At 67.4% G+C, this 13,074-nt stretch carries 10 protein-coding genes; 8 read left to right on the top strand and 2 right to left on the bottom strand.

Features of this window, described 5'->3' with window-relative positions:
- Nucleotides 1-46: 46 nt before the first annotated feature.
- Nucleotides 47-1,741, top strand: a complete 1,695-nt coding sequence (locus NX02_RS07245) for an FAD-dependent oxidoreductase (protein WP_025291527.1) — start codon at nt 47-49, stop codon at nt 1,739-1,741.
- A gap of 46 nt (nt 1,742-1,787) precedes the next feature.
- On the opposite strand, the gene NX02_RS07240 is transcribed toward NX02_RS07245, so the two are convergent.
- Nucleotides 1,788-2,681: a LysR family transcriptional regulator gene (locus NX02_RS07240; RefSeq protein ID WP_025291526.1), complete on the bottom strand. Its 894-nt coding sequence runs from the start codon at nt 2,679-2,681 to the stop codon at nt 1,788-1,790.
- A 93-nt stretch (nt 2,682-2,774) separates the two neighbouring features.
- On the opposite strand from NX02_RS07240, the gene NX02_RS07235 reads away from it, so the two are divergent.
- A complete protein-coding gene (locus tag NX02_RS07235) occupies nt 2,775-3,599 on the top strand; it encodes an SDR family oxidoreductase (RefSeq protein ID WP_025291525.1) in 825 nt (274 codons plus the stop codon).
- A gap of 61 nt (nt 3,600-3,660) precedes the next feature.
- Here NX02_RS07235 and NX02_RS07230 read toward each other — a convergent pair whose 3' ends face one another.
- Nucleotides 3,661-4,863, bottom strand: coding sequence for a LysR family transcriptional regulator (locus NX02_RS07230; RefSeq protein ID WP_025291524.1), 1,203 nt, complete (start codon nt 4,861-4,863; stop codon nt 3,661-3,663).
- 109 nt (nt 4,864-4,972) lie between these two features.
- Here NX02_RS07230 and NX02_RS07225 point away from each other — a divergent pair, with 109 nt between their 5' ends.
- From NX02_RS07225 to NX02_RS07200, 6 genes are all read left to right on the top strand, one after another.
- Nucleotides 4,973-6,811: a phosphoenolpyruvate carboxykinase (GTP) gene (locus NX02_RS07225; RefSeq protein WP_245648793.1), complete on the top strand. Its 1,839-nt coding sequence runs from the start codon at nt 4,973-4,975 to the stop codon at nt 6,809-6,811.
- 295 nt (nt 6,812-7,106) lie between these two features.
- Nucleotides 7,107-7,679: an RNA polymerase sigma factor gene (locus NX02_RS07220; RefSeq protein WP_025291522.1), complete on the top strand. Its 573-nt coding sequence runs from the start codon at nt 7,107-7,109 to the stop codon at nt 7,677-7,679.
- 75 nt (nt 7,680-7,754) lie between these two features.
- Entirely contained in the window at nt 7,755-8,705 is a 951-nt protein-coding gene (locus tag NX02_RS07215) for a FecR family protein (RefSeq protein WP_158013949.1), read from the top strand.
- Between the two features lie 93 nt (nt 8,706-8,798).
- Entirely contained in the window at nt 8,799-9,239 is a 441-nt protein-coding gene (locus tag NX02_RS33545; RefSeq protein WP_245648792.1) for an STN domain-containing protein, read from the top strand.
- Complete coding sequence (locus NX02_RS07205) at nt 9,158-11,974, top strand: TonB-dependent receptor (RefSeq protein ID WP_245648864.1); 2,817 nt, start codon at nt 9,158-9,160, stop codon at nt 11,972-11,974. Before NX02_RS33545 ends, NX02_RS07205 begins: the two co-directional genes overlap by 82 nt.
- Before the next feature lie 62 nt (nt 11,975-12,036).
- On the top strand, nt 12,037-13,020 hold the full coding sequence (locus NX02_RS07200) for a phospholipase C/P1 nuclease family protein (RefSeq protein ID WP_025291518.1): 984 nt from the start codon (nt 12,037-12,039) through the stop codon (nt 13,018-13,020).
- Nucleotides 13,021-13,074 lie beyond the last annotated feature (54 nt).

The raw sequence follows: 13,074 nt of genomic DNA, 5'->3' as shown, positions 1-13,074 counted from the left end.
CTCATAAGTTCGCATAACGTTAAAAATGCGCCGGACGGGAGAGGGTATGGCTTTCGACATGGACGTGGACGTGCTGGTCGTCGGCTCGGGGGCGGGCGCGCTGGTCGCTGCGTTGCGCGCCGCGAAGGCCGGCGCCGGGGTGCTGATCGTCGAGAAAGGCAAGCTTTGGGGTGGCACCTCCGCGACCTCGGGCGGCGGCATCTGGATCCCCGGGAGCCATCTCGCCGAAGCTGCGGGCCATCCCGACGATCTCGACGAGGCCTTCGCCTATGTGCGCCGGTTGACCGCGCCCAACGTCGCGGACGACCAGATCCACGCCTTCATCGACAATGCCCATCGCATGCTCGCCTGGATCGAGCGCGAGGCCGATGTGCAATATGCTGCACTGCCCTATCCGGACTATTATCCAGAGACCAAAGGCAGCCGCGAGGGCTTCCGCACCCACCTGATGCCGGGATCGATCGACGCCCGCACACTGGGCCGCGACGCGTTCGACACGATGCAGCGCGCCTCGCCTGCAGCCAGCCTGTGGGGCCGGATCAACTGGAAGCTGGACGAGACCCACATCGTGCTGTTCCGGCCCAATGGCTGGATCAAGACGGTGGCGAAGGTGATGGGCAGCTATTGGCTGGACGTGCCCCAGCGGCTGCGCAGCCCGCGCGACCGCCGCCTCACGCTCGGTACCGCGCTGCTGGGGCAGTTGCGCAAGGCGATCGACGCCACCGGCACGCCGCTGTGGCTGGAAAGCCCGCTGGTGTCGCTGATCGAGGAACAGGGACGGATCGTGGGGGCGGTGATCCGCCATGAAGGCCGCGACCTCCGGATCGGCGCGCGTCAGGGTGTGGTGCTCGCCGCCGGCGGGTTCGAGCGCAACCCGGCGCTGCGCGAGGAACATCTGCCCAGTTCTTCCCAGCCCGAAGCCAGCGGATCGCAGGTCAACAACCAGGGCGACGCGCTGGTCGCCGCGCAGCAGGTCGGCGCCGCGGTGCGCAACCTCGATTCCGCCTGGTGGGCGCCTGTCTTCCGCGTGCCCGGCGAGGATCGCGCACGGCTCTCCACCGTGGAGCGCGCGCTTCCCTATTCGATCATCGTCAATCAGGCGGGGCGGCGCTATGCCAATGAGGCGCTGTCCTATCACCGCTTCGGCGAGGCGATGATGGCGCGGCACAAGCCGGGCGCGGCCACCGATCCGAGCTGGCTGATCTTCGACAGCCGCTATCGCAGCCGCTACCCCGCGGGTCCGGTGATCCCCGGCATGCCCGATGCGATGCTGCCCAAGGACGTGCGCCAGATATTGCACAAGGCCGCGACGATCGCCGAACTCGCGGCGAAGACGAAGCTCAGCCCCGCGGTGCTCGAGGCGACCGTCACGCGCTTCAACACGCTGGTCGCCAAGGGCCGCGACGAGGATTTCGGTCGCGGCGATGCCGCCTATGACCGGCTCTATGGCGACCCGCGCGTCTCCCCCAACCCGACGCTGGGTACCGTCGAGCAGGCGCCCTTCTATGCGATCCCGCTCCACCTCGGCGATATCGGCACCAACGGCGGGCTGGTGACCGACGGCCGCGGCCGCGTGCTGCGCGAAGACGGCGGCGCCATCCCCGGCCTCTATGCGGTCGGCAACCTCGCAGCGTCGGTGATGGGCTATTCCTATCCCGGCGCGGGTGCGACGCTGGGGCCTGCGATGACCTTCGGCTGGCTCGCCGCGGCGGATGCGGTGCGGATCAACGAGGCGGCGTAGCAGCGGTCCGCCGGGCGACAGGCGGGATTTTGGCGCAATATTCCCATCATCCTGCCAGCCCCCGCAGCACATCGATGAATGCCCGCAGCACCGCCGGCACGTGCCGATTGCCCGCATAGTACAAGCACAGCCCCTCCAGCGGCGGGCACCAATCCTCGAGCAGCACGACCAACCGGCCGTCTGCCAGCGCATCCGCGGCGTAGGGTTCGGGAACGAAGGCGATACCGAGGCCGAGCACCGCCGCGTCCACCATCAGGCGGCTATGGTCGAGGCTGATGCTGCCCGGCACCTCCACCGTGACTTCGTCCGAGGCCTTCGCGAATTCCCAGCGATAGGGTTTGCCGCTGGGCAGGCGCTGGCGGATGCAGCGGTGGCGGCGCAGATCCTCGGGTGTCTGGGGACGGCCGTGCGCGGCGACATAGGCGGGTGCAGCGACGGGCAGGAAGCGGATCGCGCCGGTGAAGGGCACCGCGATCATGTCCTGCGGCACGGCCTCGCGCAGCCGCACGCCGGCGTCGAAGCCATCGGCGATGATGTCGACGAGCCGGCCCTCGGTGACGAGGTCGATCGACGCGCGCGGGTGGCGTAGGAGGAAGGCGGGCACGACGTGCTGCAGCAGCCAGCCGGCGCCGCCCTCATTGGCGTTGATCCGCAACGTGCTGGTCAGCTCGGCGTCGGATTGGCCGACCGCGTCGAGCATCTCGTCGAGATCGCGCAAGGCGGGAACGAGGCGGGCGAGCAGTGCTTCCCCCGCCTCGGTCGGCGCGACGCTGCGCGTCGTGCGATGGAGCAGCCGCGCGCCGAGCCGTGTTTCCAGCGCGCGCACCGAATGGCTGAGCGCGGAGCGCGACACGCCCAGCGCATCCGCCGCGCGGCGGAAGCTGCGCTGTTGAGCCACCGCCGCGAAAGCGTTGAGGTCGCTAAGGCTGACGTCGTTCATTCGTGCAAATCTCTCAACAGGTCATGCTGATTAGGCTTTCTTATCACAACAATCGGGAGAGCCTAAATCGCGTTCCAGAAGGAGATCATCATCATGACAAACTGGCTCATTACCGGCGCTTCCTCTGGCCTCGGCCTCGGCATGACACGCAAATTGCTCGACCGCGGCGACCGCGTCGTCGCAACCGCCCGGCGGGTGGAGGCGCTGGACGGCCTCGCCGCCGCGCACGGCGACCGGCTGCGGGTGGTCGCGCTCGACATCACCGATCGCGACGCGATCCGCGCCGCGGTGGCAGCGGCTTTCGCCGCGTTCGGGCGGATCGATCGCATCGTCTCCAACGCCGGCTACGGCCTGTTCGGCGCCGCGGAGGAACTGACCGACGACCAGCTCGACCGGCAGATCGCGACCAACCTCACCGGATCAATCCAGCTTATCCGCGCGGTGCTGCCGCACCTGCGCGCGCAGGGCGGCGGGCGGATATTGCAGGTCTCCTCGGAAGGCGGGCAGATCGCCTATCCGAACTTCAGCGCCTATCATGCGACCAAATGGGGGATCGAGGGCTTCGTCGAGGGCGTGGCGCAGGAAGTGGCACCGTTCGGGATCGAGTTCACGCTGATCGAACCCGGCCCCACCGGCACCAATTTCGGCGCCGCGCTGGATCGCGCGCCCGAAAGCGCGGTCTATGACGCGACGCCGGCGGGCGCGGTGCGCCGCGCGGTGGCCGATGGCAGCTTTGTGATCAGGGGCGACGCCGACCGCACCGTCGATGCGATGATCGCGGCGGGCGACGCTGAACGGCCGGCGCGGCGCGTGGCGCTGGGCAGCACCGCCTATGAGAGCATCGAACGCGCGCTGGTGCAGCGGCTGGCGGAGCTGCGCGCGCAGCGCGATGTGGCGTTCGCGGCGGACGTCGGCTGACGTCCGGCTGGATGCATGGCGCCTCCCCTGCCCCACGCATCCACCGGGCCGGGGGAGGGTCTCACACATCCTCTCCCGCGGCGTCCGCCGCGGGCACATTACGCTTCAGCGCCGCCATGAACGCTTCCTGCAGCGAGGTCGGATACCAGTCCCGCCTCGTGATGACCCCGATCGTGCGTTCGGTATCGGGTATTTCGGATCGGATGCGGACGAGCGCGCCGGTTTCGATTTCCGACGGCACCTGATCGACCGACAGCAGGGTCAGGAAGTCGCTGCGGCCGAGCACGCCGCGGATGAGGGCGACCGAGCCGCACTGGATCGGCGCCCTCGGCCGCGGCTTGCCCGCCCGATCGAACAATTGCTGCCACCGTTCCAGCAGGCCGGACGCGCGGCGCGCGATGATCCAGGGGAAGGCCGCAAGATCCTCGAACCCCGCCACCCGCGCCGCGAGCGGATGATCGGCACGGCCGATGATCGTCAGCCAGTCGACGAACAGCGCCTCCTGATGGAGGTCTCTGGGCGGATGTTCGCGCAGCGCGCCGACAATGACGTCGATCTTGCCGCTGCGCAGCAATTCGACGAGTTCGAGATAGGCGCCTTCGACGACATCGACATGCGCCTCGGGCGCGTGGCGCAGCAGATCTGCGAGCGTCGCCGGAAGCAGCAGCGAGCGCGACAGCGCCATCGCGCCGATGGCAAGCCGGCCGCCGCTCTGCACGGGCTCGTCGAGTGCGGTGCGCAATTCCGAGACGCCGAGCGTGAAGCCTTGCGCCAGCCTGGCCCCCGAGCGTGTCAGGCCGACGCCGCGGCCGCGGCGTTCCACGAGCGGCGCGCCGTACAGCTGCTCGAGGTCGCGGACCGATCGATGCAGCGCCGGCACCGAGACGCCCGCGATCTCGGCACCGCGAACGAAGCTTCCGCCTTCCGACAGCCCCAGCAATCCGCGCACATGCGCCATCGTCAGATAGCGCTCCGCGCCCTTGCGCTGCGCATCGATGCGCCCGGTGCGGAGCGCCTTGCCGAACTGGTCGAGCCCGCGGCCGACGCGCCGCAAAATGCGGCGGCCGACCGGCGTGGCGACGATTCCGAGCGGGGTGCGCTCGAAAAGCTGGGTGCCGAACGCGGTTTCCAGCTTGGCGAGCGCCTGGGTAAGCGCCGGCTGCGAGATCGCCGCCTCGCGCGCAGCGGTGCTCAGGCTACCGCTGGCATGCATGGTTTCAAGCAGGCCGAGGTGGCGGAGGTTGAGGTCGAACAGCTGGCCCACGCTTCACCTTTAACCCAGGCTTATACCCTTCCGCTAATCATATTTGGGCCGCTGCCCCGATGGTTCTATCCATCACGGCAGATAGATGTTTGGAGGGAGAAGGTCCGGGATGCTGTTCGATAGCACAATCGCGCCAGCCGCGGCGGCGCATCCGGTCACCCATCAGGGTCTCCTCGAATGGGTCGCGCAGATCGCCGCACTCACCCGGCCCGACGCGGTTCACTGGTGCGACGGCTCCGCGGAAGAGCGCGAGCATCTCACGCAACAGCTTGTCGATATCGGCACGCTTATCCCCCTCAATCCGGACCTCCGGCCCAATTCCTTCTACGCGCGCTCGGATCCCCGTGACGTCGCGCGGGTCGAGAGCCGCACCTTCATCTGCTCCGAGAAGGAATCCGACGCCGGGCCGACCAACAACTGGTTCGAGCCCCAGGCGATGCGCCAGAACCTCGATTCGCTGTTCGCCGGCTGCATGCGCGGCCGGACGATGTATGTGGTGCCCTTCTGCATGGGGCCGCTCGGTTCCGACAAGAGCGTGATCGGCGTCGAGATTACCGACAGCCCCTACGTCGTGCTTTCCATGGGCATTATGGCGCGAATGGGTGCGCCTGCGCTCGAGATGCTCGGCGCCGACGGATTCTTCGTGCCGTGCGTGCATTCGGTGGGTGCGCCGCTGGCCGCTGGCGAGGCCGATGTCGCCTGGCCCTGCAACGACGAGAAGTGGATCGTGCATTTCCCCGAGACGCGGGAGATCTGGTCGTACGGCTCGGGCTATGGCGGCAATGCCCTGCTCGGCAAGAAGTGCCTCGCGCTGCGGATCGCCAGCATCATGGCACGCGACGGCGGCTGGCTGGCCGAGCATATGCTCATCCTGAAGCTGACCAATCCGGAAGGCGCCGTGCATTATGTCGCAGCGGCGTTCCCGAGCGCGTGCGGCAAGACCAACCTCGCGATGCTGGAGCCGACCATCCCCGGCTGGACCGCCGAGACGGTGGGCGACGACATCGCGTGGATGCGCTTCGGTGCGGACGGCCGGCTCTACGCGATCAACCCGGAAGCCGGCTTCTTCGGCGTCGCACCCGGCACCTCGCCGAGCACCAACGCGAACGCCATCGCCACGCTGGCGCGCGACACCATCTTCACCAACACCGCGCTGACGCCCGAGGGCGACGTGTGGTGGGAGGGGCTGACCAAAACCCCGCCGGCGGCGCTGACCGACTGGCAGGGCCGCGCCTGGACGCCCGAGAGTGGCACCCCCGCCGCGCATCCGAATGCGCGGTTCGCGGCGCCGGCCGATCAATGCCCGTCGATCGCGCCCGAATGGGACCGGCCCGAAGGCGTGCCGATCTCCGCGATCCTGTTCGGCGGGCGGCGGGCGAGCGTGGTGCCGCTGGTTGCCGAGGCCTATGATTGGGAACATGGCGTCTACATGGCCGCCAACATCGCCTCCGAGGGCACGGCGGCCGCTGAAAACAAGGTCGGCGAACTGCGCCGCGACCCGTTCGCGATGCTGCCGTTCTGCGGCTACAACATCGCCGATTATTTCGGCCACTGGCTGCACATCGGCGCGACCGCGCCCGACCCGGCGGCGCTGCCGCGCCTGTTCATGGTGAACTGGTTCCGCAAGAATGATGCGGGGCGGTTCATGTGGCCCGGCTTCGGCGAGAATTCGCGTGTGCTGAAATGGATCGTCGATCGAGTCGAAGGCAGCGCCGCAGCCGATGCGAGCCCGATCGGGCTGGTGCCGAGCGCCGGCGCACTGGATGTCGACGGGCTCGACATTGCCGCCGCCGACCTCGCGCAACTGCTGTCGATCGATACCGCTGCCTGGCAGGACGAAGCCGGGCGCAGCCGCGCCTATCTGGACAGCTTCGGCGCGACCTTGCCGCCCGCCCTGTCCCGCCAGCAGGACGCTCTGGAAAGCCGGCTGACCGAGGCGGCCGAATAAGGGCGCATGTGCGCACGGGGCGGTCCGGGGGGATCGTCCCGAGGCGCGGTGCGCGCCTTATCCGCTCCGGCGAGGATCGATCAGAAAGCGGTTACCGCGGTGCGATCGCCATGCGCGATTGGGCCTGCGCGGTGCGGCCCGCATTCCGGCGTCGCGCGCGCCGTTCCCTTTCCGCGCGATGGCCTTGGCCAGTGATGCTGCGCCGCAAAAGAATCCCGCCATCCTGTAATCGAACTTACTTTTTTCATACCTAGACGCGCCCACACCGTTCCTTTTGCCTTGCGGGTTTCTCGTCGTGACCGCCCCCTACGTCCGTCCGATCGATCGCTGGTTCATGGACGAAGTCCTGCCCCATGAACGCGCCTATCTCGATTATGCGCGCCGCACGGTGCACGACCACGACGAGGCGGGCGACATCGTGCAGGATGTTTATGCGAAGCTGTTCACGCTCGACGGCTGGAGCGCGATCGCCAATCCGCCGGCCTATGTGATGCGCATGATCCGCAACCAGTCGATCGAGCGGATCCGGCAGGCGCGGGTCGTGACGATGCAGCCGCTGCCAGCGCCAGCGCTGATCGAAATCGTCGACGACACGCCGGACAGTTTCCGCATCGTCGCGGCGCAATCGCAGATGGCGCGCGTGCAGCGGGCGATCGCCGCACTGCCCGAACGGTGCCGGATCGCGCTGGTCCGCCGGCGTCTCGCCGAAGATACGCCGCGCGAGATCGCCAGCGATCTCGGCATCAGCATCTCGACCTTCGAAAAGCGGCTGGCGCGCGCGGTGGAACTGCTGACGCTCGCGCTGACGCCGCACGATCCGCCGGCCGACGCGGCCCCGGAACAAGCGCGGGAGAAGATGCTTCTCTGACCGGAAGCCGCTTGATAGATGAATGGCGGGCGGTCGATGCCCGATGACCGCGCCCTTTTTGCAGACTTGCTACAGATGACGATTTCGAAGGACCCGTTGGGTCAGGATGCCCTTATTGCCGAAGCGTCGCGCTGGCTTGCCGCGCTTGACGCGGGAAGTGCACGGCCCGACGAGTTCGAAGCGTGGCGCCGGGCCGATCCCGCGCGCGCGGTCGCCTATGCGCGCGTCGCGGCGAGCTGGGAGAGCACCGCCGCCGCGCAACCGGGCGCAACGCAGGCGCCTGTCGCGGCCGCACCTGTGCCCACGACCGCCGGTCGCCGCCAGTGGTTGAAGGCTGCGGCGGTCGGCCTCCCCGTGATGCTGCTGGGCTCCGGCTTCATCGCCCAGCGTGCCTATGCCTGGGACAATGCGACGACGCGCGTGGGCGAGAAGCGGCGCGTGCCGCTGCCCGATGGCAGCGTCGCCTATCTCAATACGGACAGTTCGCTGTCATGGCGCTTTACCACCGAGAAAAGGATGTTGCGGCTCGATCGCGGCGAGATGGCGCTCGACCTGCGCCATGGCGGCGCCGCCCTCCTGCACGCGAAGGATGCCGTGCTGCCGCTTGCACCGGGGCTGTTCGATGCGCGGGTCGATGCCGGGCAGGCCGAGCTCACCCTGGTGGACGGTGCCGCCATGCAGCTTCCGGGCATCGCGAAGGGCATGATGCTGCAGCCCAACATGGCGATCATCGTCGACGAGGATCGCGCGCCGCGGCTGATGGCGCGCAGCACGGAACAGGTCCAGTCGCTGATGGCCTGGCGCGCGGGCGAGATCGTTTTCCTCGACCAGTCGGTCGCCGACGCCACGGCGGATTTCAACCGCCACCTCACCCGCAAGATCAAGGTCACCAACCCCGACCTCGCGCGCGAGAAGATCGGCGGCCGCTTCGATCTCGACCGGCCCGACCAGTTCCTCAAAGCGGTATCGCTGAGCCTCGACGCCCGTGTCGTCACCACCCCGGACGGCTACGAACTGACCCGCTGAAATTTTTTTCCGCCGACTTGGAGGCAGCGCCCCCTCGTCCCGTCATCCCCGTGAATGGCGCAGGTGTTGCGCCATGTCGGGGGAAAGAATTTCATGTCCGTCCGTACGTTCACGTCGCTTGCCGCTGCCCTGATCGCCTCGACCGCGCTCGCCGCCGCCCCGGCGCAGGCGGTCACCATCTATTTCGATGTTCCCGCCCAGTCGCTCGGCCAGGCGCTGATCGCCTTTTCCAAGCAGGCCAAGGTCAAGATCGTCTATCCCGCGGCGAAGATCCGCGGCGTGACCGCCCCTTCGGTGCGCGGCACGATGACGCGCCAGGAGGCGCTGGGCCGCCTGATCGCAGGTTCGGGGCTGCGCGTCGTCGGCGATGACGGACAGGTCGTGGCGCTCGCGCGGTGGGAAACGTGCCTGCTGCAGCGCCGAGTGAGCCGGCGCCGGATGCCGATCCCGAGATCGTCGTCACCGGCTATCGCCAGTCGATCGAGGAAAGCCTCGAGCAGAAGCGCGAAGCCAATGCCTTCGTCGACGTCGTGACCGCCGAGGATATCGGCAGATTTCCGGACAAGAACGTCGCCGACGCGCTGCAGCGCATGCCGGGGGTGGTCATCACCCGCGATGGCGGCGAAGGTTCGCGCGTCAGCATCCGCGGCCTGCAGCCGGGCCTCACCCAGACGCTGCTCAACGGCAATTTCCTCGCCGGTGCCGACAGCGGCGATCCGCAGCGCTCGTTCAACTATGTGATGCTGCCGGCCAATTTCATCGCCAGCACCGAGGTCTACAAATCCTCCGAGGCGCGGCTGGAGGAAGGCGCCATCGGCGGCACCATCATCCTGAACACCCGCCGCCCGTTCGACGTGCCCGCGGGCTCGGGCTTCATCTCGACCGAAGGCACCTATTCCGACAACAGCGACAAGTTCGAGCCGCAGATCGGTGCGCAATATTCGTGGAAGAACGCGGACGAGACGATCGGCTTCCTGATCGGTGGCGTCTATCAGAAGCGCACCAACCGCGAGATGCGCTCGACCGCGGGCACGTGGCGCTGGTGGAGCGATCGCGGTGCCGACGGTCAGGTGCTCGAACGCGCGACCGACGTAAACGGCAATCCGATCGCGAATGACGCGGCGGTCTCCTACTGGACCGGCGGCGGCCAGAGCACGATCGGCGGCGACCATTATACCGGCTATTGGGCGCCGCAGTCCGTCCGTGCCGAGGTCTTCGACCAGGATCGCGAGCGCTTCGGCATCCAGGCGACCGCCCAGTTCCGCCCGACCGACACGCTGACGCTGACTGCGAACTATTTCCGGTTCGAATATAGCAGCGACTATATCATGAACCAGTTGACCATCCCCGAATGGGGCTATGGCAAGTTCTTCAGCGACGCCACGTTCGACCGGAGCGGCACGGTGATGAAGTCCGCCACCTTCGCCGTCGATGGCGCACCCTGCCTGAACGCGACGCCGATGTGCACGATGGAGACGCCGCGGCTGACCGGCTATTATTCGAAGGAGAAGCAGCACTCGCAGACCTTCGAGGGTGAGGCGCATTACAAGCGCGACCGCTTCGACGCGATCCTCAAGGTCGGCAAGACGGCGTCGCGCGGCGGCCCCTCGATGCGCTTCCAGGTCGCCGCCAAGCCGCGCATCACCGTCACCGGGCAGGAGCAGAACGGCAATTTCCTCAGCGCCTGGGATCTCGGCAGCAAGGGCGTGGCGATGGAGTTCTCGCCCAACCTGCAAGAGAATCTGATGAACGGCATCGCCCAGATCGACATCGGCGGCACCAATTCCAGCTTCACCAACAGCGCGATCGACCAGCCCTATGTCCAGCTCGACCTGACGCGCAGCTTCGACGGCGGCTTCCTGCGCTCGATCCAGTTGGGCGGCAAGTGGCGCAAGCTCGAAGTCCATCGCGAGACCGGCCGCAACGAATGGTATGCCGACGCGGCCAACAAGATCCGATACCAGAACACGCCCCAGGGCGCCGTCGCCCAGCCCGAATATTTCTATGATACGCCGATGGGCAACATCAATGGCGGCTTCAGCGCCAACCTCTATCCCGGCGTGAATTTCGAGCGCTATCTCGAAATCATCAACGAGCGCTACGGCCCGTCGGTGCGCGAGCCCGAGCCCAACAATGTCTACAACCTCAGCGAAGAGGCGCTGGGCGGCTATGCGCAGGCGAATTTCGCCACCGGCGGGCTGCGCGGCAATATCGGCGTGCGCGTGGTCAAGACCATCCAGCGCGACGAGACCTCGGACCGGCTGCAATATCTGGTCGACTATTGCGTCGATGGCGCCAACGGCCCGTTCGATCCCAACCGGCCGCTCGGCGCGGACGGCAATTGCCAGGTGCTGCCGCTGACCCAGCGCGAGATCATCGAGAATATCCGGCTGCACGAGCGCAAGAGCTATACCGACGTGTTGCCGAGCCTGAACCTCGCCTATGACGTCACCCCCACGCTGCTGCTGCGCGGCGCCGTGGCGAAGGTGGTGGCGCGTCCGTCGATCTCCGACCTCGCCGGTGCCCGCTCGCTGACCTACAAGTCAGAGGCCTATGCGTTCGACCGCGACCAGTTCGGCGAGTTTGCGGGCTGGTCCGGCAGCGGCGGCAACTCGCAGCTCAAGGCGTTCAAGGCCTGGCAATACGACATCGGCCTCGAATGGTATTTCCGGCCCGGTTCGGTGGTGGGCGCGACCGCGTTCCGCAAGGACGTCTCCAACTTCATCGTGCCGCTGGTGATGGACGTCACCCGCGACGTGGCGGGCGAGCAGGTGCTGATCGAATCCTATTCGACGGTGGCGAACGGTTCGAGCGCGGTGTCGCAGGGCGTCGAACTCTATGCCCAGCACACATTGCCCTTCGGCCTCGGCGCGCAGGTCAACTTCACCTATAACGACACCTCGACCGCCGACGTGACGCTCGACGGCGAGAAGGTCGGCACCTCGCCGCTGGTCGGCAGCGCCAAGACGCAGTTCAACGCCTCCGTCTTCTACGAAACGCGCCGCATGCTGCTGCGCGCCTCCTACAACCGCCGCGGCACCGTCGTCGGCGGGCTCTCTTCCGGCCTCAACACCTATACCGCGCCCTATGAGCAGGTCGATCTCAACGCCTCCTACGAGCTGTGGGACGGGCTGATGCTGACCGCCTCGATCATCAACCTCACCAAGTCCCACGAATGGCAATATCTCGGCAGCGACACCAAGGACCGGCTGACCAGCTCGATCTATTCGGGTCGCCGCGCCTATGTCGGCGTGTCCTACAACTTCTGACCCGGCCAGCCGGCCGGACGCACGACGCGTCCGGCCGCTTGCCTCTACGAAAAGCGATCCCAATGCGCAGACTTGCCCTCGCCGCCCTGTCGCTGCTCGCGACCGTGCCGTCAGCCGCTTTCGCCTGGGGCGGGCGCGGCCATGCCGTCATCGACCATGCCGCGCTCGATGCGCTGCCGGAGGACGGCCCGGTCTTCCTGCGCGACCATGCCGAATTTATCGGCGAGGAGGCGGGTGCGCCCGACACGTGGCGCTCCTCCTCCGAGCCCTTCTCCAAGATCGACGAGGATCCCAACCACAGCTGGTTCGTCGAGCGGCTGCGCTTCCTCGATCCGGTGCCGCGCTCGCGCTACGCCTTCGTGCTGGCGCTCTATCGCGAGCATGAGCGGGTGCGGAAGATCGACCCCAAGGCGGCGGAGCGCCTCAATGTCCGTTGGACGGGCACTTTGCCCTATGCGGTGATGGAGGGCTATGGCCGCATCGTCGCAGGGATGCGCAGCCTGCGCGCCAAGCGCTCGCGCGGGGAGCCGACCGCCAATATCGAGCGAACGCTCGCCTTCTACACCGCGTGGATGTCGCACTATATCGGTGACGGGGCCAACCCGCATCATGCCAGCATCCATTGCGAGGGCTGGGTCGGCGACAACCGCAAGGGCTATACCCGCAGCGGCGGCATCCACGGCCATTTCGAGATCGGCTATGCCGACGCCATCGACCTGCAGCCCGCCGACGTCGCCGCCCGCATCGGCGCGCCTCAACGGCAGGATGGCGACCTGTTCGAACAGGTCCTCGCCTTCCTCGACGCGAGCAATGCCGAGGTCGAGACGATCTTCGATCTCGACAGGCGCGGCATTCTCTCCGATCCGTCGAGCAAGGAAGGGCGCGACTTCGTCCATCGCCGCAGCGCGGCCGGGGCGGCGATGCTGCGGGATCTGCTCTATCGCGCGTGGAAGGAAAGCGCGAAGCCCGGGGTGGGCGATCCGCGCCCGCAGGATCCGGCCAATCCGCACTATGATCCAGAGACGGGCACCGCGCCCGCACCCTGATCGCGGGCGCAAATCTTCGTCGCCGACATCAAGCTGTCAGCTTTCGGGTGGACA

The organism is Sphingomonas sanxanigenens DSM 19645 = NX02 (genome assembly GCF_000512205.2).
In the GTDB taxonomy this organism is placed as follows: Bacteria; Pseudomonadota; Alphaproteobacteria; order Sphingomonadales; family Sphingomonadaceae; genus Sphingomonas_D; species Sphingomonas_D sanxanigenens.
The sequence above is the reverse complement of the archived record's forward strand: the minus strand, read 5'-3'. Positions and strand labels throughout refer to the sequence as shown.

What these genes read in the sequence shown, in the direction of transcription:
- NX02_RS07245 (WP_025291527.1), top strand. Translation starts at nt 47, where the DNA reads ATGGCTTTCGACATGGACGTGGACGTGCTGGTCGTCGGCTCGGGGGCG.
- NX02_RS07240 (WP_025291526.1), bottom strand. Translation starts at nt 2,681, where the DNA reads ATGAACGACGTCAGCCTTAGCGACCTCAACGCTTTCGCGGCGGTGGCT.
- NX02_RS07235 (WP_025291525.1), top strand. Translation starts at nt 2,775, where the DNA reads ATGACAAACTGGCTCATTACCGGCGCTTCCTCTGGCCTCGGCCTCGGC.
- NX02_RS07225 (WP_245648793.1), top strand. Translation starts at nt 4,973, where the DNA reads ATGCTGTTCGATAGCACAATCGCGCCAGCCGCGGCGGCGCATCCGGTC.
- NX02_RS07215 (WP_158013949.1), top strand. Translation starts at nt 7,755, where the DNA reads ATGACGATTTCGAAGGACCCGTTGGGTCAGGATGCCCTTATTGCCGAA.
- NX02_RS33545 (WP_245648792.1), top strand. Translation starts at nt 8,799, where the DNA reads ATGTCCGTCCGTACGTTCACGTCGCTTGCCGCTGCCCTGATCGCCTCG.
- NX02_RS07200 (WP_025291518.1), top strand. Translation starts at nt 12,037, where the DNA reads ATGCGCAGACTTGCCCTCGCCGCCCTGTCGCTGCTCGCGACCGTGCCG.